Here is a 24378-nt window from a genome sequence, read left to right as displayed (position 1 = left end):
TTGATGAGCGAGTCGTTTGTGTTGGTAGAGACCCGTGGCCGGGTGGGCTTGTTGACGTTGAATCGCCCCAAGGCGCTCAACGCGCTGAACGACCAATTGATGAATGAGCTGGGCGCCGCCCTGCTGGCGTTCGAGGCCGACGAGGGCATCGGCGCAATCGTCATCACCGGCAGCGAAAAGGCGTTTGCCGCCGGCGCCGACATCGGCGCCATGAAAGACTGGTCGTACATGGATGTCTACGGCAGCGAATACATTACCCGCAATTGGGAAACCCTCAAGCGTATCCGCAAACCCGTCATCGCCGCGGTTTCGGGCTACGCCCTGGGCGGCGGCTGCGAGCTGGCCATGATGTGCGACATCCTCATTGCCTCCGATACGGCGAAATTCGGCCAGCCGGAAATCAAGCTGGGCGTCATCCCCGGGGCCGGTGGGACGCAGCGTCTGCCGCGCGCCGTGGGCAAGGCCAAAGCCATGGATCTGGCGCTGACGGCCCGTATGATGGGCGCCGAGGAGGCCGAACGCGCGGGGCTGGTGTCCCGCATTGTGCCGGCGGACAAACTGTTGGACGAGGCGATCGAGGCGGCGACAGTGATCGCCTCGATGTCATTGCCCTCGGTCATGATGGCCAAGGAATGTGTCAACCGCGCGTTCGAGTCCTCGCTGAACGAGGGCCTCTTGTTCGAGCGCCGTGTATTCCATTCCCTGTTTGGTACCGAAGACCAAAAAGAAGGCATGGCAGCCTTCGTGGAAAAACGTCCACCCGCCTTCAAGCACCGCTAATGGCGCCTCACAGTAGTTGCGGCCTGTAACCTTTGTGTTACCCCGGATGATCGCATCCGGGCCTATTCTGTTAACGCGTGATGCCGAAGAGGCCGTCCTGGAGACGGGATGGCCGGCTCGTTTTCCTATAACGAACAAGGAGCCCTCCATGCCTTACCGCGTTGTCTCCCGGTCTACACACCGGTCCCAAGCCATACTCGCCATTGCATTGAGCGCCGGTTTTGCTTGCGCCGCATGGGCACAGTCGCCGCAGCCGTCGATGCGGATGGTGTCTCAGGCACCGGTTGTCAGTCCCGCCGTGTCGGCCCAAGAGCTGCATGAGATTGCCGTTGATGCCTATCTCTATGCCTATCCGATGGTCTTGATGGAGGCAACGCGGCGTGCCTCGACGCAGGTACAAAATCCGCTGGCGGGCAGGGCGCCGATGAATCGGTTCGGTCATCGCACCGCATTTCCGGAGCCCGGTGCGACCGATGTCGGTTGGCCGAGTGCCGATATGTTGTATTCCAATCTTTGGTACGACGTCAGCTATCAGCCCCTGCTCATTCGCGTGCCTGCCTCGGGTGGCCGTTACTACGCGCTATCACTGCTGGACATGTGGTCGGACGAATATGCGTCACGAGGCACCCGCGTGACGGGTAATGGCGAGCAGGCTTTCATGATCGTCGGCCCGAACTGGCAGGGACACGCGCCATTTGGCACCGATGTCGTGCGCAGTCCTACCGGCACCGGCTGGTTGATCGCACGCATTCAGACCGGTGGTCCGGCTGAGTACGGGGCAGTAAATCAGTTTCAGGCGAGTATGACGGCTACGCCTGTGGCGGCGGCTGCTCCTGCGCCCAGCCTAGTGACACCGCTCCGGCGCGGCGCAGCCAAGCCGGCGACATGGCCGCAGCAACAAGTCCCCGGTACCGGGCACGCATTGACCGGATCTGCGTCGCCCTCCATGACGTCCACGTCCTACGTGACGTGGGAGCCCCAAGGGTCTGCCGGGCAGCAGGTCGCGTCGATGTCTCCTGCCACGTTCTTTACCCTGTTTGCGGAGTTGTTGCGCACGAATCCGCCGCACGATAACGACAACGCTATTCTGACCCGCATGCAACGCATCGGCCTGGCGGGGTCGCAGCCGTTTTCTTACGACCGGCTCGATCCGGCCGTGAAGCAAGCGCTGGACGATGCCCGGACGGTGGCCGGCCGCCGTATTGCTGACACGGTGACCCGACTGGGCACCCCCTTGAATGGCTGGAATACCGTGTTGTCGGGCATTGGGACGTATGGCACCGACTATGTCCGCCGCGCGGCCATTGCCTACGCCGGGTTGGGCGCAACCACGCCGAGCGAGGCGCTGTATCCGGTCACAGCCGTCGATGACGACGGCAGGCGGTTGCGCAGCGACGATGACTACATCCTCCACTTTGACAAGGGGCAATTGCCGCCGGTCAATGCCTCGTGGTCGCTGACCTTATATAACGAGGCGAACAACCTGGCTCCGAATCGTGCTGGCCGATATACGGTGCGCAGTACGGATCCGTTGAAATACAACGCGGACGGGTCGCTGGATATCTACATCTCGCCAGACGATCCGGGGGACGGCAAGAGGGCGAACTGGTTGCCAACCCCAGACCAGGGACATTTCAGCCTCAGCATGCGTCTGTACTGGCCTAAAGATCTGGCTTTGGACGGCGAGTGGGCGCCCCCGCCTGTAGAGCGCGATTGAGCTCTCCGGAGGCAACGGTGTTGTATCGTTGCCTCCGGCACCAATTCCTTGGCCGCCGACTATCTTTTGATTTGCTCGACTAGGGAAAAACCCGCTATACTTTACGGGTTTGACGCTTGCGGGATAACACGTGTGGTGAACCACCGCGCACGTCTTTAGCGCAAGAGCGGGGAATCCTGATGCAACAAAGCCTGGTAGAACAAAATCCGGTGCTTACTGATGCCGATCGCGCGGCACTTGATGCTCAGGCTTGCCGAGGGCTCTTGAGGGTATTGGCGGCGCAGGGGGCCATGGGGCTCGCAGCAGCGGCAATTGCGGGGATCATTGCGGGGACGGCGGCTGGTTGGTCAGCGCTGGCGGGAGCAGGGGCGTATTTTGTACCCAACGCATTATTTGCGTTGCGGTTACTCGTGAACGTGCTCAAATCGGGCCGGGCGAGTCCTGTTACCTTTTTCCTCGGTGAGATGGTCAAGCTGCTCATGACGGCATTGCTGTTGTGGCTGCTGGCTCGAGTTGCGCACGACTGGCTGGTTTGGCCGGCGGTGCTGCTGGGCTTGGCTTTCACGCTCAAGGGCTATCTTCTGCTGTTGATGTTCCGCAAGTTGTCGTAGTTGCTTAGAAATCATGCAAACGGTCGGTTCGCGAGAGCCGGCCACACAGCAAACAGGGTAGGGTTCAAATGGCAGCCGCCAGCGACGTATCGCCTCAGTCCGCGTATATACAGCACCATCTGGTGCATCTGAACAATATTGGCGAGAAACAATCCGTTATCGCCCAGTTCGACGTCATCAACTACGACTCGATATTCTGGTCCGTGCTGATGGGGTTGGCTGCCGTTCTGTTCCTCTGGGCTGCTGCCCGTCGTGCGACCTCCGGTGTACCCGGCCGTTTCCAGGCTTTTGTCGAAATGATCGTCGACATGGTCGACGAGCAGGCCAAGGGCATCGTCCATAACGCCAAGAGCCGTCTGTTCATCGCGCCGTTGGCGCTGACCGTTTTCATCTGGATCGTCCTGATGAACGCGCTCGACTTGATCCCGGTTGACCTGCTGCCCTCCCTCATGCGCTGGACGGGTCTGGGTGCACACCACGGCGATCCCATCTACTACCACCGTATTCTTCCTACCGCTGACCTGAACGTGCCGATGGGCATGGCGCTGGGCGTGTTGCTGCTGATGTTCTACTACGGCATCAAGATCAAGCATCCGGGCGGCTTCCTCAAAGAACTCTTCACCGCTCCGTTCCATGCGCATGGCATCGGTGCGCTGCTGCTGGCGCCTGCCAACTTCCTGCTCAACCTGATCGAATACGCCGCGAAATCGGTGTCGCTGGGGATGCGGTTGTTCGGCAACATGTTCGCTGGCGAACTCGTGTTCATGCTCATCGCTCTGTTGGGCGGTGCCTGGACGGGCCTGAACGCTGCCAGCGTTGGTTTCGGTATTGGCCATGTGCTGGCCGGTTCGGTGTGGGCCATCTTCCACATCATGATCGTGCTGTTGCAGGCTTTCATCTTCATGATGCTGACGCTGGTTTATCTCGGCCAGGCTCACGAAGGGCATTGACCCCTTTTTCCCGGCACGGGCAGCCTTGTCCGTGCCGGGACGCAAGATTTTCTTGCATTCCAAGCAGTATCCGTTTTCTTACAATTTGACTTCAGATTTCTAACCAAGGAGTTGTCATGACCAACGTCGCTTTCGTTGCTCTCGCTTGCGGTCTTATCATCGGTTTGGGTGCTATCGGCGCTTGCATCGGCATCGCATTGATGGGCGGCAAATACCTGGAAGCTTCGGCTCGTCAGCCTGAACTGATGAACGCCCTGCAAACCAAGATGTTCCTGTTGGCAGGCCTGATCGACGCGGCGTTCCTGATCGGTGTGGGTATCGCCATGCTGTTCGCTTTCGCCAACCCGTTCGTAGGCTAAGCCCCAACGGCTCATGGCAACGCCCGTCGCTGCGGTGACGGGCATGACGCCGGCGGTACGCGGAATCCTCCGCTGCAGGTCGGCAAAGTATCGAGTGCTCCGCGACGCCACTAGTGCGCCCGGGGCCGTAAGGTGTTAAAGGAACGACCGTGAATCTGAACGCGACGATCTTTTTCCAGATGCTCGTGTTCTTCGTTCTGGGTTGGTTCACGATGAAATTCGTGTGGCCCCCCCTGACGAAGGCGATGGACGAGCGCCGCCAAAAAATCGCCGACGGCCTGGCCGCCGCCGAGAAGGGCAAGGCCGATCTGGCCCAAGCCCAAGCGCGCGTCAGTCTGATCGAGGCTTCTGCCAAGTCTGAAAACCATGCCCGCATCATCGAGGCGGAAAAGCAAGCTGCCGCGCTGATCGAGCAGGCTCGCCGCGAAGCCGAAACTGAACGCGCCCGCATCATCGCCCAAGCGGCGCAGGATGCCGCGCAGGAAGTCCAGCGTGCTCGTGATGTCCTGCGCGACGATGTTGCTACGCTGGCAGTCAAGGGTGCTGAACAGATCCTCAAGCGCGAGGTTGACGCCCGCGCTCACGCCGAGCTGTTGACCCAGCTCAAGGCGCAGCTTTAATCCGGGAACGCCATGGCTGAACTTTCCACTGTCGCCAGGCCCTACGCCGAAGCTTTATTCAGCGCGGCACGCGACGACAAGGCCGGCTTGCCGGCCTGGGCCGATCTGATCGGCGAGCTGGCCCAAGTAGCCGACAACACCGACGTGCGCGAAGCAATGTCCGATCCCCGATTGGAAGACGCGCAGCGCGTGGAGTTGTTTACCGGTTTGATCAAAACCCAGCTGCCTCAGGCGGTTCGTAATTTCATCGAACTGCTGGTAGCGAACGATCGTCTGCTGTTGCTGCCCATCATCGCCAAACAATTCGTCGCGCTGAAAAATCGCCACGAAGGCACGGCGCAGGCGGAAATCACCAGCGCGTTCGAACTCAGCGATGCCCAGGTCAAAGAACTGGTCGATGCGCTCGAAACCAAATTTGGTCTCAAGCTCAGTCCCAGCGTCACTGTCGACAAGTCGCTCATCGGCGGCGTGCGGGTGGCGGTCGGCGACCAGGTGCTCGATACTTCCGTACAAGCCCAATTGGCCCGCTTGCGGGATACGCTGGCCGCGTGACGCGCGCACGGCCAGATAAACAGGATTCCAGGAGTCAATATGCAACTCAATCCCTCCGAGATCAGCGAACTGCTCAAGAGCCGCATCGAGGGCCTGGGCGCTTCGGCTGACATTCGCACCCAGGGCACCGTCGTGTCCGTGACTGACGGCATTACCCGCATTCACGGTCTGTCCGACGTGATGCAGGGTGAAATGCTCGAGTTCCCCAACAACGTCTTCGGCCTGGCGCTCAACCTCGAGCGCGATTCCGTCGGCGCCGTGATTCTGGGCGACTACACCGGTGTGTCCGAAGGCGACCAGGTCAAAACGACCGGCCGTATTCTCGAAGTCCCCGTGGGCCCCGAGCTGAAAGGCCGTGTGGTCAACACGCTCGGCGTGCCGATCGACGGCAAAGGCCCGATCAACGCCAAAGAAACCGACATCATCGAAAAAGTGGCTCCGGGTGTGATCGCCCGTCGCTCGGTGTCGCAACCGCTGCAAACCGGTATCAAGGCTATCGATTCGATGGTGCCTATCGGCCGCGGCCAGCGCGAACTGATCATCGGTGACCGTCAAACCGGCAAGACCGCTGTTGCCGTCGATACCATCATCAGCCAAAAAGGCAAGGGCGTTACCTGCGTCTACGTCGCCATTGGTCAAAAGGCATCGACCATTAACAACGTGGTGCGCAAGCTCGAAGAGCACGGCGCCATGGAATACACCATCGTCGTGGCCGCCTCGGCCTCTGACTCGGCCGCCATGCAGTACCTGGCCGCCTACGCCGGTTGCACGATGGGCGAATACTTCCGCGATCGCGGCGAAGATGCCCTGATCATTTATGATGACCTGACCAAGCAAGCCTGGGCCTATCGTCAAGTCTCGCTGCTGCTGCGTCGTCCTCCTGGCCGTGAAGCCTACCCGGGTGATGTGTTCTACCTGCACTCGCGTCTGCTCGAGCGTGCTGCTCGTGTCAACGAAGACTACGTCGAGAAATTCACCAACGGCGCTGTCAAGGGCAAGACCGGCTCGCTCACCGCGCTGCCGATCATCGAAACCCAGGCAGGCGACGTGTCGGCTTTCGTGCCGACCAACGTGATCTCGATTACCGACGGTCAGATCTTCCTGGAAACCGACCTGTTCAACGCCGGTGTCCGTCCCGCTATCAACGCCGGTATCTCGGTGTCGCGTGTGGGTGGTGCCGCGCAGACCAAGGTCATCAAGAAACTGTCCGGCGGTATCCGTACCGACTTGGCGCAGTATCGTGAACTGGCCGCCTTCGCGCAATTCGCCTCCGACCTTGACGACGCGACGCGCCGTCAGCTCGAGCGCGGCAAGCGCGTGGTCGAACTGCTCAAGCAGCCTCAATATCAACCGCTGCAAGTGTGGGAATTGGCCGTGACGTTGTACACCGTCAACAACGGTTACCTGGATGACGTGGACGTGGCACAGGTTCTGCCCTTCGAAAAAGCGCTCAAGGATCAACTCAAGGCCAAGCATGCTGGCCTGATCCAGCGTGTCGAAGACACCAAGGAACTGTCCAAGGACGACGAAGCCGAATTGGCTGCTGCCATCCAGGATTTCAAGAAGCACGGTGCTTTTTAAGGCAATGTCTGGCGTAGCGGCGGGGNNNGTCCCCGCCCTACGGTAGGGCGGGGACAAGCCCCGGCCGCCTCCCGCCGAGCCGTTACAACAGGAAAGCGCAATGCCCGGAATCAAGGAAATCCGAACCAAGATCAAGAGCGTGCAAAACACGCGCAAGATCACCAAGGCCATGGAAATGGTCGCTGCATCCAAAATGCGCAAGGCGCAGGAGCGGATGCGCGCGGGCCGTCCGTACGCCAACAAGGTGCGCGAAATTGCTGCGCACTTGATGCAGGCCAACCCCGAATACAGTCATCCGTACCTGATCGAGCGCGACGTCAAAGCGGTCGGCGTGGTGCTGGTCACCACCGACAAGGGGCTGTGCGGCGGCTTGAACACCAACATCAGCCGCGTCACGCTGGCCAAGCTGAAAGAATTCGAACAGCGCGGCATTGCCGTGCAGGCGACGGCTTTCGGCAACAAAGGCCTGGGTCTGTTGACTCGTATCGGCGCCAAACTGGTTTCGAACGAAGTTCAACTGGGCGACAAGCCCGACCTCGACCGATTGCTGGGCGCGATCAAGGTTCAGCTTGACGCTTACCTCAATGGCGAGATCGACGCGTTGTATGTAGCGGCCACCCGCTTTGTGAACACCATGAAGCAAGAGCCGGTGTTCCTGCGTCTGCTGCCGCTGTCCAGCGGTTTGGATGATCCCTTCCAGACGGGCGCCGAGACTTTGAGCAACATCTCTGAAGTCAAATCGAACTACAGCTGGGACTACATCTACGAACCCGATGCCAAGGGCGTGATCGACGATCTGTTGCAGCGTTACGTCGAAGGCCTGCTGTACCAAGCCGTGGCGGAAAACATGGCTTCGGAGCAGTCGGCCCGGATGGTTGCCATGAAGGCCGCATCGGACAACGCTAAAAAGGTTATCGGCGAACTGCAACTGGTCTACAACAAGACCCGTCAGGCGGCGATCACCAAGGAAATTTCGGAAATCGTAGGGGGCGCGGCCGCTGTGTAAGCAGGCTGCATCCCGTCAAAAAGCTATCAAGCAAGGAATCGACATGAGCAACGGAACCATCGTTCAGTGCATCGGCGCCGTGGTGGATATTCAGTTCCCCCGCGATCACATGCCCAAGATTTACGAAGCCCTCACGCTGACCGACGACTCGTCGCCGTTCGCTGAAAAGGGTCTCACCCTGGAAGTCCAACAACAGCTGGGCGACGGCGTGGTACGTACCATCGCCCTGGGCTCCAGCGACGGCCTACGCCGCGGCATGACGGTCGTGGGCACCGGCGCGCCGATCTCGGTGCCCGTCGGTCACGGCACGCTGGGCCGCATCATGGACGTGCTCGGCCGTCCCATCGACGAAGCCGGCCCCATCCAATCCGAAGAAAAGCGCGCCATTCACCAGGCTGCTCCGCGTTTCGACGAGCTGTCGCCTTCGGTCGAACTGCTCGAAACCGGCATCAAGGTTATCGACTTGGTCTGCCCGTTCGCCAAGGGCGGTAAGGTCGGTCTGTTCGGCGGCGCCGGTGTGGGCAAGACCGTCAACATGATGGAGCTGATCAACAACATCGCCAAACAGCACAGCGGTTTGTCGGTGTTTGCCGGGGTGGGCGAACGTACCCGCGAAGGCAACGACTTCTACCACGAAATGGAAGAGTCCAACGTGTTGGACAAGGTCGCCATGGTGTTCGGTCAGATGAACGAACCCCCGGGTAACCGTCTGCGTGTGGCACTGACCGGCCTGACGATGGCCGAGAAGTTCCGCGACGAAGGCCGTGACATCCTGTTCTTCGTTGACAACATCTACCGTTACACCCTGGCCGGTACCGAGGTTTCGGCACTGCTGGGCCGTATGCCTTCCGCCGTGGGTTACCAGCCGACGCTGGCTGAGGAAATGGGCGTGCTGCAAGAGCGCATCACCTCGACCAAGACCGGTTCGATCACCTCGATCCAGGCCGTGTACGTGCCTGCGGATGACTTGACCGACCCGTCGCCTGCCACGACCTTCCAGCATTTGGACTCGACCGTGGTGCTGTCGCGTGACATCGCTGCACTGGGTATCTACCCGGCCGTGGATCCGCTGGATTCGTCCAGCCGTCAGCTCGACCCGCAAGTCGTGGGCGAAGAGCACTACGCCGTGGCCCGTGGCGTGCAGCAAACCCTGCAGCGCTACAAAGAACTGCGCGACATCATTGCGATTCTGGGTATGGACGAACTGTCGCCCGACGACAAGCAAGCCGTGGCCCGTGCGCGTAAGATCCAGCGTTTCCTGTCGCAGCCGTTCCACGTGGCCGAAGTCTTCACCGGCTCGCCTGGTAAATACGTGCCGCTGGCCGAAACCATCCGTGGTTTCAAGATGATCGTCGACGGCGAGTGCGATGCGTTGCCCGAGCAGGCTTTCTACATGGTCGGTACCATCGACGAAGCCTTCGAGAAGGCCAAGAAACTGCAATAAGGATCTGATATGGCTACCCTGCATGTGGATGTCGTCAGCGCAGAAGAAGCGATCTTTGCCGGTGAGGCAAAGTTCGTGACCCTGCCTGGCGAGGCGGGTGAGCTGGGCATTCTGCCCGGCCACACCCCGCTGATTTCGCGCATACGCCCTGGTACGGTCAAAATCGTCCGTCCCGATGGCGCCGAGGAAAACATCTTCGTCGCCGGGGGCATCTTGGAAGTGCAGCCGGGTTCGGTGACGGTGTTGGCCGATACGGCCATTCGCGCCGCCGATCTGGACGAAGCCCGTGCCGTTGAGGCACGCGCCAAGGCCGAAGAAGCCCTGCGCAACGCCAAGGACAAGGCCGATATCGCCGTTGTCGAAGCCGAGCTGGCCATGTTGGCAGCCCAGGCCGTGGCAGCACGCAAATTGCGCCAGACTCGCAGTACGCACTAAGCACGACGGTATGCTTCCCTGACGTTGATCGTCAGGGGCAATACTTTCGAGCAAGCAGAAAAGGCAGCCTCATGGCTGCCTTTTTTATTGCTGCGTGCATGCGAGGGCATGTTGGTATGAAATCATTGCGTAGCGCTGCCGCCCAACGCCAGATACAGCGTGACATCGTTCAGTAATTGATCGCGTCGGCGCTGTGCCAGCGATAGCTCCGCATCGCGCAGCGTTTGCTGCGCATCCAGCCAGGTGCGCAAGTCCGCTGCGCCTGAGCGATAGCGCACACCGTACATTCGCTCTACATCTCGCGCGGCATCGAACGACGCTTGCGCAGCGTCGACCTGCGTGACGAGTTGATCGCGCGCGCTCAGTGCGTTGCCTACCTCTTTCAGTGCCGTGTACAGCGTCGTCCGAAAATTGCTCGCGGAGATCTCATATTCCGTCTTGGCGATGTCGGTGTTCAACTGCATCTGAGGCAGGTTCAAGAATGGCAGTGTCAGACCCGCACCCAGTGTGCCCAGCGGGTTTTGCAGGACATCAGATAGCGCGCTGCTGCTGGTGCCTACGCTACCCGTGAGCGTGAGCGCAGGATAGTAGCTGCGGGCCGTAGCCTTGATATTGGATAACGCCTCGCGCAAGCGCAATTCTGCGGCTCGCAGATCCGGCCGCCGGCCCAGCAGTTCCGCAGGTACGCCGGCCTGCAGGGGCGGGCTCTGGGCGTCGTCCAGATTCCCCGGCTCATCGCTCAAGGGCCAGGGCGCGCCATCACGCAAGACGGCAATGGCGTTGCGTGTTTCCACACGTTCTTGCAGCAATTGGCTCTGCGCGATCTGTTGTGCTTGCACGTTCTGCTGTGCTTCTCGCAGCTCGAGTTGCGAGACGGCGCCTGCGCCGAATTGCACCTGCACCAGTTGCAGGATCTGTTGCAACTGATCGAGATGTGCCTGCCCTGACGCGATGCTTTGATTCAGATAGGCCAAGGTCCAGTATTGTTCGCAGACCTCTGCGACCAATGACAGGGCTGTGTTTTCTTTGTCCTCTGCTGTCGCGCGAGCTTCCCAATCCGCGACATCGCGCGCGGCGCGCAGACGTCCCCATAGATCGATTTCCCAACTCAATGACAGATTGGCGTTACTGCTGCGTTGTACTGAGTCGTGCGTGTCCAGATAGCGGCTGCCGTTGGTGTTGACGCTGCCACTGGGTTGCGGCCAGAGATCGTTGCTGGCCAGGCCTGCCTGCAGACGGGCCTTGCGCAGGGTCAATCCGGCTGATGCCAGGTCGGCATTGACCGCGAGGACATCGGTGATCAGCCGGTCCAATCGTGCATCGCCAAAGCCCTTCCACCACGCCTGTTTGGCGATGTCCACGGCGGGATGCGTAGCATGCAGGGTAATGGGATGTTGCGAGCCATTTGCGGTGGTGATGCCCTGGTTGTAATTCGCAGGGACTTGCAGCTCGCGCGTTGGCGGTGCATCGGTCGAGGCGCAGGCCGACAGCAGCGCGACGCCGGCCATGACAACAGAGAAACGGAAAAATGACGATTTCATTCGCGTGCCAACGCCTCTACCGGATCCAGTTGCGCAGCATTGCGTGCGGGCAGAAAACCGAACACCACGCCTATCAGGCTGGAACATACAAAGGCCGCAATAATGGAAAAACTCGAAAACGACAGACTGAAGCCGCTGCCTGCATGGATCAGCCAGCCAACACTCAGCGCACACAACACACCAAGAACACCGCCCAGCATGCAGACCACGACGGCTTCGATCAAAAACTGCTGCATGATGTCGCTCTGGCGCGCACCCACTGCCATACGTACGCCTATCTCGCGAGTACGCTCGGTGACAGAGACCAGCATGATGTTCATCACGCCTATCCCTCCTACGATCAACGAGATCATCGCAATCGCGCCGACCATCAAGGTCATGGTTTGCGTCGTTTTCTCGATGGTTTCGCGGATTTCTGCGGTGTTGTTCAGAAAGAAATCCTGCGTGCCGTGACGCAGCAGCAGTACCTTGGTAATGGCCTGCGCCGCAGCATCCATCGGCGTATCGTCACTGACCCGTACCGTGATGCTGGACAGATAAGATTGCCCCAACATGCGAGACATGACAGACGTATATGGTACCCAGGCACGCAGGTCGCTGCTGTTGCCAAAGCCCGTCGTTTGTTTCTGTGTCACGCCTATCACCATGCAAGGCACTTGACCTAACAAGATGATCTGACCGATAGGATCTTCTCCATGCGGAAAGAGCTGCGCGCGGGTGTTCGGATCGATCACGACAGTTCGATCGATACGATCGACGGCCTGGGCATCAAAGAAAGCGCCTTCGTGGATCTTCAGTCCCTTGGCCCGGAAATATTGATCGCCAACGCCATAGACTTGCGTGGTCACCGAGATGTTTCCCCGGCGAGCGGTGACGGATGTCGACACGTTAGGCGTGACGCTATCGACATAGCTCTGGCTGGCCAGGGCCTGCGCATCCGTGGCTCGCAATGTCTGGACTTTGCCCGATCGCATGTCGCCAAATCCACTGCCCGGATACACGTCAATGGTATTGGTGCCCAGCGAATTGATATTGCTCAGTACTTGTTCTTGCGTGCCTTTGCCCAATGCGACGACCAGCACCACTGATGCGATGCCGATCACAATCCCCAACATGGTCAGCAGGGTACGCAGCCGATGCGCGTTCATGGCCAGCAACGCCATGCGGAAGGCTTCGGCAAAGCGGTCCCATTGCGCCAGCAGTTGAGTGACCAGCCCTCGGGGTGCGGTAGCGGCTGGCAGATCCTCGTCATGTTGATCTGTGCGCGATACGTTCGGCACCGCGTCGCGCACAGGCATGGACGTCGAGGTCAATACCGAGGGATTTTCCCGGTCGGCAATCATCGCGCCATCGTGCAGCTCGATAATGCGCTGCGCATGCTGCGCGACCGACATGTCATGAGTCACGAGAATAATCGTGTGCCCTTGGGCATGCAGCTCTTGCAGAATGCCCATGACCTCTTCACCCGACCGGCTATCCAGCGCACCAGTAGGTTCGTCGGCCAGAATGACCTGCCCGCCATTCATCAAGGCACGCGCAATACTGACGCGCTGCTGCTGTCCGCCAGACAATTGGCCCGGACGATGGCCGATACGATCCGCCAGCTTCAGGCGCGCCAATAACTGATGTGCGCGCGCATGCCTGGTACTGCGGGCTTGTCCTGCATACACTGCGGGTACTTCGACATTGCCTTGCGCATTCAGATCGCCCAGCAAGTGGTAGCGCTGGAACACAAACCCGAAATGCTCGCGCCGCAATTGTGCGAGCTCATCCGGTGACATCAAATGCGTCTCGCGTCCCGCGACGCGATAGACGCCTTCGGTGGGACGATCCAGGCAGCCCAGGATGTTCATCAGGGTCGATTTGCCTGACCCCGATGCGCCGACAATAGCGACCATCTCGCCTGCGTGGATATCCAGATCCAGATGCTTGAGCACCGTCAGGGTTTCGTCGCCCGCAGGAAAGCTGCGGCTCAGCCCGCGCAGTTGCAGCAGTGCGTCGGACATATCAGAAACCCATGGGCGGAGGGCCGCCGCGTCGGCGATTGTTCGCAGCGGTGGCGTTGAGGCCTGCAGCGGCTTCGCCCACCACGACGCGCTCGCCCTGCTTCAGGCCAGACAGCACTTCGACATTCGCACGATTATTGATGCCGATCTTGATGGCGCGGGGCTGCGGACGTCCGTCCTGGCCGACGACCTGCACCATGTAGCCGCCATCGGGACCCTGCGGCCCGAGCGCCGTTGCAGGGATGATCAAGGCGTCCTGGGCATCGGCGAGCACGACGTGGACTTCGGCCGTCATATACGTGCGCAGCTCATTGGACGGATTGGCGATGTCAAACAGCCCGTTGTAATAGATCGCCGTGCTCGTCGAACTCGAGCTCGAACTGGAGGCGCTGGACGAACTGGTGGAGTCTTCGCTCGTGATCGATTCCGGCGCGGGCTCTATTTTTCGCAGCGTGCTTTCGTAGCGTTTGCCGGTATTGCCCAGTATCGTGAAATAGACCTTCTGGCCCGCTTTGGCGCGTACGACATCGGCCTCGGATATCTCGGCATAGACCGTCATGGTGCTCAAGTCGCCCAGCATGACTATCGTAGGGGTGCTTTGATTGGCGTTGACCGTCTGGCCCTGTTTGGACACCACGGCCAACACCGTGCCATCCATCGGGGCCGTGATCTTGGTGTAATCCAGATTCGTCTGTGCGGTAGAGACGCTGGTCTCTTCGCTGGCGATGGACGCATTCAAGGCGCGGATCTGCGCCCGAGTGGCGTTCAGATTGGCCAGCGCCGTATCGTAGTCCGCCTGGGATGAGGCCTGTGCAGCGAGCATGGTTTGTTGCCGCTTATAGGCCAGTTCGTATTGCCGCAGGTTTGCTACCTGCACGTCGCGCGAGGCTCGGGCATTTTCCAATGAGGCTTGAGCGCTTTTCAGGGCATTGACCTGGGTCCGAGAATCAATTTCGGCAATCAGATCGCCGGATTTCACCTGATCGCCGAGTTCGACCTTGAGTGATTCGATGCGGCCGGAGGCCTGCGCGCCCACGCTGACCAGTTTGGACGGTTTGATGGTGCCCACGGCCACGACCGAGTCTTCTATGCTGCCTCGGGTCACCGGCGAGGTCGCCAGGCTGGGGGTGGCAGGCTTGGGCCAGAATAGCATCGCGGCGACAGCGGCGATAAGCAGGCACACGACAATCAGCCAGGTGCGGGGGCGGCGAAAAAAGGAGGACTTCACTTGATTAAGCTCAGCGGATGAGGCCGAGAAAGGGAGGAGGGCATGTTGTGCGGATCGAGGCAGAGACTAACATCAACAGAAGCGAACGGCGCCGATCTTAGCCGTTTCAGCATGCCCGGGGTGGGCTTCGAAACGCCCTGAAGCTGTTACAGTCTGAAGGCCCGCATGCGCAGCCGCAATGCTCAGAATATGTCGTTCTTTGTCAACATGGCCTTGGGGTATGTCGTAACATATCAATCGCATAGAGGACCTGCTACGTCGCGACAAAAAAAACCGCGTGCAATTCAGGTGAATAAAATGGATGCTCCTTTCCATGAACGAGGAACTCTGCGTGCACCGCTTACTCATCGTCGATGACGATGTGGACATCCGAACCCTGCTGGCCGAACAACTAGGCCGCGCGGGCTATCGGGTGGTTACCGCCAGCCAGGGCACTGAAATGCGCTCTATCCTGGACCGAGAACACATCGATCTGATTGTGTTGGACTTGAACCTGCCCGGCGAAGACGGCCTGACCCTATGCCGGGATCTGCGGGCCAAATCGAGAACGCCCGTCATCATGCTGACGGCGCGCGGCGAGGCCATCGACCGGGTGCTGGGCCTGGAGATGGGGGCCGATGATTATCTGGCCAAGCCTTTCGAGCCGCGCGAATTACTGGCGCGTATTCGCAACGTGTTGCGCCGCACCGAGGCGCTGCCCGTCAATCTCGAGCCGCTCGCCATCCGCCGGGCTCACTTCGTGGGCTGGATGTTCGATCTGGAGCGGCGTCATCTGGTGGACCCGGGCGGACGCGTCATCATGTTGTCGGGGGCGGAATTCCGTTTGCTGCGCGTGTTTGTCGGCCATGCCAACAAGATCCTTTCGCGCGAGCAGCTGGCCTCGCTGACCTCGCGCCGCGAATACGAGGGACAGGAGCGAGCCATCGATCTGCAGGTCAGCCGCTTGCGTCATAAATTCGGCACGGCGGGCGGCAGCATCGGTCCGATCAAAACCGTGCGCAACGAAGGCTACGTCCTGGCCGCAGCGGTTACGTTGGAATGAAACGCCTGCGCCGGTTCTTCGGTACGATGGCCGGCCGGCTGTTTCTGATCTTGCTGTTGGGAATGTCAGCCGCAGCGTTACTGGCGACCGTCCTGGCTGAAGCCCGCCGTCAACAAGACGAAGAGCACCAGAATATGGTGCGTGCAGCCGATCGTTTGCATGGTTACGTCAACATGCTGGACAACAGCCCGGCAGAATTGCGGCAGCGTCTGATCGAGTTAGGTGGACCCGGTATTCATCGCGCGCCCTCTGATGTCCAGACAGAGGAGCCGGACACGAAGTTTGCCCAGGTATTGGCCTCGCAGTATGCGCGCTTTTCCCAGGTCCGTGTGCAGACGGCGGACGAGTTCGTATGCCGTCCCCCGCTGCCCGATTTCGTGCCGCAACCTGGGCGAGATGATGAGTTCGATCCCGACATGCCAGAGCCGACGTGCCGCATTGTCCAGATTCAACTGCAGGACGGTACACCGCTTGTGCTGGCAATGGGCGGTCCGCCCGTCATGCGGGTCAAGGCGCTTGCGGCAGACCCGATTTATATTTCGCTGCTCACCCTATGCATTGGATTGCTGGCATTTACGGTGGCGCGTCTGGCCAGCCGGCCTTTGCGTCAACTCGCCGATGCGGCCGATGAGCTGGGGCAAAATCTGGAGCGGCCGCCGTTGATATTACGCGGCCCGCTCGAAGTCCGCCGTGCGGCCGATGCATTCAACGCCATGCAACGCCGCTTGCAACGGCACCTGGAGGAACGCACGCACATGTTGGCGGCGATCACGCACGATCTGCAGACGCCCATGACGCGTTTGCGCCTGCGCTTCGAGGACGTTGCCGACGAAGCGTTGCGCGAACGATTGATTGCCGATTTAGGCGCGATGCGGGCGCTGGTCCGAGAGGGCCTGGATCTTGCGCGCAGCGCCACCACGTCAGAGGCGCCCGTTGCGCTGGATCTGGATTCTTTGCTGGAAAGCATCATTGAGGACGCGGCAGAGACCGGCCATGACGCGGTATTTGAACAAGGCTGTGGTGCAGTACTGATGCTGCGGCCTTTGGCCATGCAGCGGCTTTTTTCGAATTTGGTGGACAATGCCTTGAAGTACGGGCATCAGGTTCGAGTCTCTGCCCGCGCCGACGAGAGTGGTGTAACGGTTGAGGTGTGCGATGCCGGGCCAGGCATGCCGGCAGACATGTTCGAGGCGGTATTCCAGCCGTTTGTCAGGCTAGAGACATCTCGCTCTCGCGAGACAGGCGGGGTAGGTTTGGGGCTGACCATCGCTCGCACCCTGGCTGCCAACGATGGTGCCACCGTAACGTTGAGCAACCGCACAGAAGGAGGATTGCAGGCGACGGTCCATTGGTCGCGTCCGCGCTATGCGGACAAGTCCTAATCGTTGCCCCTCAAAGCCCCTCAATTTTCAGGATAGGCGCTATGTTGGCGCCACCCCTATCATTTGGTGTCAAATAGGTGGCGTTTTCGCGCGTGAGCGATTCAATGCCAAACTGGCTCTGTCCAGTGAATAAAAAGAACAACATGCCAAATGTAGAGAGAGGATTCATGTCTGATGTCATCCTGCCGACGGTCACCTCGGCGCAAACGCCTGAGGTGCGCCAGCGATTGCTGACCTCGCTGTCCACTATCGTGGGCGCTTCGCAGGTGCTCACGGACGATCGGGCGATGCGCCGCTATTGCACCGGTTTTCGTTTCGGCCGGGGCAAGGCACTCGCGGTCGTGCGCCCTGGCTCGCTGGTCGAGCAATGGAAAGTCCTGGAACAATGCGTGGCGGCAGGCGTGGCCATCATCGCCCAGGCGTCGAATACCGGCCTGACGGGCGGCTCTACCCCGCATGGCGAGGACTACGATCGCGATATCGTCATCATCAGCACCAGCCGCATCAAGAAAGTGCACGTGATCGAAGACGGCCGCCAGGTGGTATGCCTGCCGGGCTCGACGCTCGATCAGCTAGAGCGAGTGCTCAAGCCATTGGGGCGTGAGCCGCATTCGGTCATTGGATCATCTTGTATTGGGGCGTCGGTCATCGGCGGCGTGTGCAATAACTCGGGCGGCTCTCTCGTCAATCGTGGGCCCGCCTATACAGAGATGGCGCTGTACGGGGCTGTTGATGCAGAGGGAAAACTGCATCTGGTCAATCACCTGGGTATCGAGCTTGGGGCCGATCCGGAATCGATCCTGGCCAAGCTCGAGAGCCGTGGGTTTTCGGACCAGGACGTCGTGCGTGACGCCGGCGCCGCCTCAGATCATGGCTACGCCAAGCATGTCCGTGATATCGATGCCTCAACCCCTGCTCGCTACAACGCCGACCCGCTGCGTTTGCGCGAGGCCTCGGGCTCTGCAGGCAAGGTCATGGTCTTTGCGGTCAGACTCGATACCTTTCCCGCCGCACGTGGCGCCAAGGTGTTCTATATCGGTACGAACGACACCTCGGTGCTGACTGACATTCGTCGTCATGCATTAGGCACGTTCGAGCATCTGCCCATTGCTGGTGAATACGTGCATCGAGATGCTTTTGATGTGGCGGCGCGCTATGGCAAAGATCTCTTCTGGATCATCGAGCATTTCGGCACGGATCGCTTGCCGGCGTTCTTCAACCTGAAAAATCGCTGCGACGCATTCTTTGAACGGCTCGGTATTTTTCCCGCCAATCTCAGCGACCGTCTGATGCAATTTTTCAGCCGGCTGCTACCCAATCATCTGCCGGCTCGGCTGCTGGCTTATCGCAATGAGTACGAGCATCACCTGATGCTCAAGATCCCGGCCGAAGGGGTCGCCGAAGCACAGGCCTTTTTATCCCAGTATTTTGCACAAGGCCGAGGCGGTTATTTCGAATGCACCGAGGAAGAAGGCAGGAAGGCCTTTCTGCATCGCTTTGCGGCAGCCAGTGCGGCGGTCCGCTACCGGGCTGTGCATGGTTCGACGGTAGAAGACATCGTTGCATTGGACATCGCATTGCGGCGCGACGACCGCGATTGGTTCGAGCGTCTGCCGGCGAAGTTCGATGATGCGATCGAGATGAAACTGTACTACGGGCATTTTTTGTGCCACGTTTTTCATCAGGACTACATCATTCGCAAGGGGCACGATTGCATGGCGATCGAGCACCAGATGCTGGAACTGCTGGATGCCAGAGGCGCCGAGTATCCCGCCGAGCACAATGTAGGCCATCTATATCAGGCCAAGCCGCAGTTGCAGGCTTTTTATAAGAAGCTGGACCCGTGCAACTGCTTTAACCCGGGTATTGGATTTCTGTCCAAGTACGTGAATTATCGGGAGTAATGCCGCGACGGCTAAGGTGCCCGCATTGTCGGCTACCACCGTCCTCCAGCGCCGCCACCGCCGCTGGAGCCACCGCCAAAACTCCCGCTTGATGAACTGCTGCTGCCTCCGCCGCCACTACTGGAACCGCCGGAACTGGAGCTGTCGCTGTCGCTCAGTACAGCGAGCGCAATGAAGCCCAGTGATTTTTTATAGTCGCAATACGCGCACGTCTGGATGCGCTCGCCTTTTCCTTCCTCGGAATAGGTCGAGGGTTCTATGACTTTGATCGCTGGTTTTTTCAGAGTCTGTGCATGGCATTGCGGGCAGATGCTGAACGACTTGGCCTGCTTCCCGGCAAAGCCGCTGAGCTGATTGGCGCCGGTTTTCTGGTTGATCCAGATCTCATACGATTTTGACTCGATTTTCTCTTCGCATTGCTGCTCGCTGGTGAGATAGCGCATCAAGTCCTTCGGCGTCAGCTTGTCGCGGCTCTGACGTGACCAGTCTCCCGAGTTGTCGGGTGGCGTCGCCCGCAAGCGCGCCAGTCTGCCGTTTTTCACGACTCCGGCGTAGGCCAGATAAGCAAACGGTGCGAGCACCAGTGGCAATAGACTCCAGCGCGTGAATGAGGTGCGCATGTCCAAGGCTGTCTTTTTATCCTTGGTGCTGCGCTCAAGCAGGGTGGAGCAGGCGTGGTAATGAAAACTCAATATCAACGCACAAAACGTCGCGACAAAGTAGGGCAGGTTCTTGAATTGATAGACCTGTTCGATCGTTTCCGTCAAAAGAAAAACAAACAGGCTCATAAAGAGCAGGAACACATAGGTGAAGAGTCCAAGCCAGAAAGGATGGCCTTCGTACTTGGTGCTCTTTATGGCAAATCTCTTCAGTACGCGTTTACGTGCCAGGCTCATCCACAGCATGGCGACGGCAAACAGCACGATCACAAAGCCGGATTTATCGAGTGCCTCGCTGTGTCGGTTCCAGAAGGTCGGTTCGTAGGCTTTTAGGCCTTCCAGCTCCAGTGCGTGCTCAGGTGACAGAAACACGCTTTCTATTGCCTTGGCCGCAGACAAGACTGCCATATCCGTATTGCCGGACTGCAAATACGGAACGAGATAGCGTTCTCCGATCTGCTTTAACAAGGCATCCGGAAATATACCTTCCACGCCGTAGCCGCTGATAAACCGGTATTCGTGCCGGTCCATCGCGAGGAAAAGCAGCAGACCGTTATTGGCCCCTTGTTTGCCGATGCCCCAATGATTAAAGAGATCGAGCGCAAATTGAAAATCGCTGCCGCCCTGATAATCATTGACCACTGCGATGGCGAATTCGCTGCCGTTCGTTTGTTCGATGGTGGCGCTGATGGCATCGAGTTCTGCGACGGTGCTGCCTTGTAGATTGCCGTCCGGGTCGCTGACGTAATGGCTATCGCCGCGGTCTTTGGGATTGGGTAGCGACTCGACGGAATACTGAGCATAGGTATTGATGCTCAAGAGCAGGCCGATGAGTGTAGAAACCAGCAGAAGAAATTGCCGAGGCATCGCGTATTCCGGCAGCGTTGTGACGAGAGCTCGCATCATAGCGTGGCAAACTTTCGGGGTTCGCCGGGTTCGTAACAACTTTTTGCACGGCGTCAGCGTTTGCCGGAAGGCGTGCACGGCCCGTGACTGTTGCGATAATTCGATGTGTTATGCAGATAATTCGAAGTTACGCAGATAATCGTCACGGTAGCATGCCTGAAATTCTGATAATTCCAAGGAGACGACATGCTGTCGCGATACTGTCGGCGCTGGGTGGCCGCGTTTGCTTTGACGTGTACAGTCTCGGCCCCGAGCGCCTGGGCCGGGCCTGATGACGATACGCTAGTGGTGGCTTTTCAGCGCGAGGTGGTGAATCTGGATTATCTGTACACCACGTCGCAGGAACACGTGATCCTGTCGGATCTCACTGATGATCGTTTGTTTGATGTCGATACGCAGACCAACGAGATCTCGCCCATGCTGGCGACCTCGTATACCTACGTGGACGACACCACAATCGATGTGACGTTGCGCGAAGGAGTGCATTTCCATAGCGGTGCTTCATTCTCGGCTGACGATGTGGTCTACACGTATAACTGGGTGCTGTCGCCAGACAGTGGTACCCGTGCGTCAGGCACGGTGAGCCGCTGGCTCGAGCGTGTCGAGAAGCTCGGCCCGTACCAGGTTCGCTTTCATTTGAAGGATGTATACCCCCTGGCATTGCGCGATATGGCGCGTCGTATCCCGATTCGTCGCGATGGCGCTTATCAAGTCGATGGTAAAGACGATCGTGGTGCCCAGGCGCTACGTCCGGATGGATTGGGGCCGTACCGCGTTGAGTCCTTTGAGCCAGGGCAGCGTGCTGTGTTGGTGCGGTTCGACAATTACTATGCCGGCAGCCCCAAGGGGCGTGCTGCGATTGGCCGCATCGTTGCACGTACGATTCCCGACTGGGGAACGCAGCAGGCGGAATTGATGAGTGGTGGTGTGGACTGGGCGTACGACATGCCGCTGGATGTCGCGCAGAGTATGGCGGCAAGTGGACGCGCAGTCCATCAGGCCGGTCCCAGCTTGCGCGTCAGCTTCGTCGTGCTGGACGCAGGGGGTGTGGCAGGTCCGAGTTCGCTGACCGATCTCAACGTGCGACGCGCCTTGAACTACGCTGTCAATCGCAAGGCCATTGCGGAATTTCTGGTGGGGGGAGTTGCCCAGCCGTTGTTTACGGCTTGTCATCCCGCGCAGTTCGGTTGTTCGCAAGATGTGCCGCACTACGCTTATGACCTGAACAAGGCCAAGTCCTTGTTGGCCGAAGCCGGATACAAGAAGAGCGAACCGCTGGAGCTGTGGGCCTACCGTGATCGTGCCGTGGCAGAGGCCGTAGCCGCCGATCTGTCGGCTGCCGGTGTCAACGTCAAGCTGCGCTATGGTCAATTGGCGTCGTTGGATCGTGCGCGAGCCGAAGGCAAGATTCGCGCCTATATCGGTTCATGGGCCAATGGCGGCACGGCTGACACGGCGATGATCGCACGCGTCCATTTTGGTGACACCGATCGCAATCTGTCGCGCAATCCACAGGTGGCCCAGTTCGTCATGGATGCCGAGCGCACGAATGACAAGGCGCGTCGCACCGACCTGTACCATCAGGCCCTGCAGATCATCGCCGACCAGGCGTACTGGATTCCGCTATACACCTATTCAGTGAACTACCTGATGTCGCCCGTCCTGGATTTCCCTATTCCTCCTGATGGTCTGCCGCGTCTCTACGAGGCGCGCTGGAAACAACCCTGAACCGGGCATGCCGTATACCGCCTGATGTGGCGGAGCGTATTTTCCTAGACGGAGACTATCCATGTTGCGCTTTGCGCTGAGACGCCTTGGTTTGGCGGTTCTAGTGGCGTTGGCGGTGTCATTTGCCACGTTCATGCTCTTGAATCTGGCGACCGATCCTGCCCAAGCCATTGCAGGCGAGAATGCCGAACCCGAGTTGGTCGAGCAAATTCGCCATGAGTATGGTTTCGATCGGCCATTTCTCGAGCGCTACGGGAGTTGGCTGTCCGACGCCGTGCGCGGCGATTTCGGCCGTAGTTACTACTGGCACGATTCGGTGGGGCAACTGGTTGCCAAGCATGCACCGCCGACGATTCGTCTGGCTTTGATGTCGATTGCGGTGACGGTGCTCCTGGCGATTCCTTTGGGCGTGGTGGCGGCCTTGAGGCCGAACTCCGCGCTGGACCGGCTCTCGCTGGGCGTGGCCGTATCGGCGCAGGCGATCCCGAATTTCTGGTTGGGATTGATCCTCGTAATTTTGTTCAGTGTGATGGTTCCGATCTTTCCGGTCTCTGGTGATTCGACCTGGTTGCATTATGTGCTGCCGGCTCTGGTGCTGGGGACCAGTTCGGTACCCGCTGTGATGCGATTGACTCGTGCGGGGCTGATCGAAGTCATGGGGTCTGATTATGTGCGCACAGCACGTGCCAAGGGCTATCGTGGCGCGTCGCTGTTGATGCGGCATGCCATGCGCAACGCCATGCTGCCCATCGTCAGTGTGTTGGCGGTGCAGTTGGGGCAGAAGTTCGGTGGGTCGGTGATTGTGGAGTCGATCTTCGCGATCAATGGCCTGGGCCGGCTGACGCTGCAATCAATTCTGGGGAGTGATATTCCGACCGTGCAGATGTTGATCTTCATCTTTGCATTGGTATTCATAGTGATGAACTTTTTGGCGGACATGCTCAATGCTGTGCTCGATCCGCGCATACGCATGGGGTGAGGCACGTGAATCGAGAACAGACTTTGCGAGTTGATACGGTGTCGATGCCGGTGAGCGATGCGCCGGACGTTGCCGATGACCTTGACGCGCAACGTCGCCAGGCATTCTGGCGACGTGTGCGGGGACATCGCGGGCTGCAGGCGGGTGCGCTGATTTTGTTGGTATTGACGGTAGTAGCTGTCGGTGCGCCGTGGCTGGCGCCTCATGATCCCTATGCGCAATCGCTGGCCCACCGCCTGCTGCCTCCGGTCTGGCAAGCCGGGGGCTCATGGGACTATGTGCTGGGTACGGACCAGGTCGGTCGCGATTATCTCAGCCGCCTGATCTACGGTACGCGCATTTCACTCATCGTCGGTTTCGGCGCGGCGAGTGTCGGCTGTGTGATCGGCGTGACACTGGGTGTGTGCGCGGGATACTTCGGCGGACGGGTCGATTCGCTGGTCAGCTTTTTACTGACGTGCCAGTTGGCGTTACCAGGGTTGCTGCTGGCGATGGCGCTGGTGTTCATCATTGGGCCATCGCTCTGGGTGGTGATCGGCATCATCGGGGGACTGCACTGGACGTATTACCTGGTAGTGACACGCACCAGCACGCTGCGCTTGCGGCAACTCGATTTTGTTGCGGCGGCACGAGCCGTCGGCAGCAATCGCCGCCAGATTCTGTTTCACGAAATCTTGCCCAATCTGCTCAATCAGATCATCGTGGTGTTTACGTTCGAGATCGGCATTGCGGTGCTGGCCGAGGCAGCACTGTCGTTCCTGGGGGTCGGTATCCAGCCCCCTACGTCTTCGTGGGGGTTGATGATATCCGAAGGAAAGATGGCCATTTTCCATCGTCCGTGGCTGGTAGTGCTGCCTGGCATGGCGCTGTTCCTGTTGGTCATGGGAGCCAACTTGCTGGGTGATGGACTGCGCGACGTGACCTCGCCGGACAAGCGCAACTAGGCGC

22 protein-coding genes are annotated in these 24378 nt (G+C 59.4%); 17 read left to right on the top strand and 5 right to left on the bottom strand.

Annotated elements, in window-relative coordinates:
- Positions 1–3: 3 nt before the first annotated feature.
- The 11 genes from ACNA0J_RS11160 to ACNA0J_RS11110 all read left to right on the top strand — a co-directional run bounded on the left by ACNA0J_RS11160 (position 4) and on the right by ACNA0J_RS11110 (position 10055).
- Positions 4–780, top strand: a complete 777-nt coding sequence (locus tag ACNA0J_RS11160; RefSeq protein ID WP_415818930.1) for an enoyl-CoA hydratase — start codon at positions 4–6, stop codon at positions 778–780.
- A gap of 148 nt (positions 781–928) precedes the next feature.
- Positions 929–2497, top strand: coding sequence for a DUF1254 domain-containing protein (locus ACNA0J_RS11155; protein WP_415818929.1), 1569 nt, complete (start codon positions 929–931; stop codon positions 2495–2497).
- A 179-nt stretch (positions 2498–2676) separates the two neighbouring features.
- A complete protein-coding gene (locus ACNA0J_RS11150; protein ID WP_415818928.1) occupies positions 2677–3108 on the top strand; it encodes an ATP synthase subunit I in 432 nt (143 codons plus the stop codon).
- A gap of 68 nt (positions 3109–3176) precedes the next feature.
- A complete protein-coding gene (gene atpB, locus ACNA0J_RS11145) occupies positions 3177–4058 on the top strand; it encodes a F0F1 ATP synthase subunit A (protein WP_415818927.1) in 882 nt (293 codons plus the stop codon).
- 116 nt (positions 4059–4174) lie between these two features.
- A complete protein-coding gene (gene atpE / locus ACNA0J_RS11140) occupies positions 4175–4417 on the top strand; it encodes a F0F1 ATP synthase subunit C (RefSeq protein WP_003815363.1) in 243 nt (80 codons plus the stop codon).
- 149 nt (positions 4418–4566) lie between these two features.
- Positions 4567–5037: a F0F1 ATP synthase subunit B gene (locus ACNA0J_RS11135; RefSeq protein ID WP_415818926.1), complete on the top strand. Its 471-nt coding sequence runs from the start codon at positions 4567–4569 to the stop codon at positions 5035–5037.
- Between the two features lie 12 nt (positions 5038–5049).
- Positions 5050–5589 (top strand): F0F1 ATP synthase subunit delta, encoded by a 540-nt coding sequence (locus ACNA0J_RS11130; RefSeq protein ID WP_415818925.1) that lies wholly within the window; start codon positions 5050–5052, stop codon positions 5587–5589.
- 39 nt (positions 5590–5628) lie between these two features.
- Positions 5629–7170 carry a F0F1 ATP synthase subunit alpha gene (gene atpA, locus ACNA0J_RS11125; RefSeq protein ID WP_415818924.1) on the top strand — a complete coding sequence of 514 codons (1542 nt, stop codon included), beginning with the start codon at positions 5629–5631 and terminating at the stop codon, positions 7168–7170.
- 100 nt (positions 7171–7270) lie between these two features.
- Complete coding sequence (gene atpG / locus ACNA0J_RS11120) at positions 7271–8176, top strand: F0F1 ATP synthase subunit gamma (RefSeq protein WP_415818923.1); 906 nt, start codon at positions 7271–7273, stop codon at positions 8174–8176.
- A 43-nt stretch (positions 8177–8219) separates the two neighbouring features.
- A complete protein-coding gene (atpD, locus tag ACNA0J_RS11115; protein ID WP_415818922.1) occupies positions 8220–9620 on the top strand; it encodes a F0F1 ATP synthase subunit beta in 1401 nt (466 codons plus the stop codon).
- A gap of 9 nt (positions 9621–9629) precedes the next feature.
- Complete coding sequence (locus tag ACNA0J_RS11110; RefSeq protein ID WP_415818921.1) at positions 9630–10055, top strand: F0F1 ATP synthase subunit epsilon; 426 nt, start codon at positions 9630–9632, stop codon at positions 10053–10055.
- A gap of 122 nt (positions 10056–10177) precedes the next feature.
- Here ACNA0J_RS11110 and ACNA0J_RS11105 read toward each other — a convergent pair whose 3' ends face one another.
- From ACNA0J_RS11105 to ACNA0J_RS11095, 3 genes are read right to left on the bottom strand one after another with little or no spacing between them, the layout of a single operon-like run.
- Positions 10178–11596 (bottom strand): efflux transporter outer membrane subunit, encoded by a 1419-nt coding sequence (locus ACNA0J_RS11105; RefSeq protein WP_415818920.1) that lies wholly within the window; start codon positions 11594–11596, stop codon positions 10178–10180.
- Positions 11593–13602, bottom strand: coding sequence for a MacB family efflux pump subunit (locus ACNA0J_RS11100; RefSeq protein WP_415818919.1), 2010 nt, complete (start codon positions 13600–13602; stop codon positions 11593–11595). The genes ACNA0J_RS11105 and ACNA0J_RS11100 overlap by 4 nt, the downstream gene beginning before the upstream one ends.
- 1 nt (position 13603) lies before the next feature.
- On the bottom strand, positions 13604–14830 hold the full coding sequence (locus tag ACNA0J_RS11095) for an efflux RND transporter periplasmic adaptor subunit (RefSeq protein ID WP_415818918.1): 1227 nt from the start codon (positions 14828–14830) through the stop codon (positions 13604–13606).
- A 313-nt stretch (positions 14831–15143) separates the two neighbouring features.
- On the opposite strand from ACNA0J_RS11095, the gene ACNA0J_RS11090 reads away from it, so the two are divergent.
- Both ACNA0J_RS11090 and ACNA0J_RS11085 read left to right on the top strand, forming a co-directional pair.
- Positions 15144–15872, top strand: coding sequence for a response regulator (locus ACNA0J_RS11090; RefSeq protein ID WP_415818917.1), 729 nt, complete (start codon positions 15144–15146; stop codon positions 15870–15872).
- A complete protein-coding gene (locus ACNA0J_RS11085; RefSeq protein WP_415818916.1) occupies positions 15869–17254 on the top strand; it encodes an ATP-binding protein in 1386 nt (461 codons plus the stop codon). Before ACNA0J_RS11090 ends, ACNA0J_RS11085 begins: the two co-directional genes overlap by 4 nt.
- A 10-nt stretch (positions 17255–17264) precedes the next feature.
- Here the strand turns inward: ACNA0J_RS11085 and ACNA0J_RS11080 are convergent, their stop codons facing one another.
- Positions 17265–17423: a hypothetical protein gene (locus ACNA0J_RS11080; protein ID WP_415818915.1), complete on the bottom strand. Its 159-nt coding sequence runs from the start codon at positions 17421–17423 to the stop codon at positions 17265–17267.
- Between ACNA0J_RS11080 and dld the strand changes: the two genes are divergently transcribed.
- The gene (gene dld, locus ACNA0J_RS11075; protein WP_415818914.1) at positions 17422–19158 is read left to right on the top strand and encodes a D-lactate dehydrogenase; all 1737 of its coding nucleotides are present in this window, start codon (positions 17422–17424) and stop codon (positions 19156–19158) included. The two genes, ACNA0J_RS11080 and dld, sit on opposite strands and share 2 nt — an antisense overlap.
- 32 nt (positions 19159–19190) lie before the next feature.
- Here dld and ACNA0J_RS11070 read toward each other — a convergent pair whose 3' ends face one another.
- Positions 19191–20723 carry a TPM domain-containing protein gene (locus ACNA0J_RS11070; RefSeq protein WP_415818913.1) on the bottom strand — a complete coding sequence of 511 codons (1533 nt, stop codon included), beginning with the start codon at positions 20721–20723 and terminating at the stop codon, positions 19191–19193.
- Between the two features lie 186 nt (positions 20724–20909).
- On the opposite strand from ACNA0J_RS11070, the gene ACNA0J_RS11065 reads away from it, so the two are divergent.
- The 3 genes from ACNA0J_RS11065 to ACNA0J_RS11055 all read left to right on the top strand — a co-directional run bounded on the left by ACNA0J_RS11065 (position 20910) and on the right by ACNA0J_RS11055 (position 24374).
- A complete protein-coding gene (locus ACNA0J_RS11065) occupies positions 20910–22451 on the top strand; it encodes an ABC transporter substrate-binding protein (RefSeq protein ID WP_415818912.1) in 1542 nt (513 codons plus the stop codon).
- A gap of 61 nt (positions 22452–22512) precedes the next feature.
- The gene (locus ACNA0J_RS11060; RefSeq protein ID WP_415818911.1) at positions 22513–23430 is read left to right on the top strand and encodes an ABC transporter permease; all 918 of its coding nucleotides are present in this window, start codon (positions 22513–22515) and stop codon (positions 23428–23430) included.
- Between the two features lie 5 nt (positions 23431–23435).
- On the top strand, positions 23436–24374 hold the full coding sequence (locus ACNA0J_RS11055) for an ABC transporter permease (protein WP_415818910.1): 939 nt from the start codon (positions 23436–23438) through the stop codon (positions 24372–24374).
- Positions 24375–24378 lie beyond the last annotated feature (4 nt).

It is taken from the genome of Bordetella tumbae, from assembly GCF_965139195.1.
In the GTDB taxonomy this organism is placed as follows: Bacteria; Pseudomonadota; Gammaproteobacteria; order Burkholderiales; family Burkholderiaceae_B; genus Bordetella_A; species Bordetella_A tumbae.
Note: the sequence above shows the minus strand (reverse complement) of the source record. Positions and strands in the feature narration are given on the sequence as shown.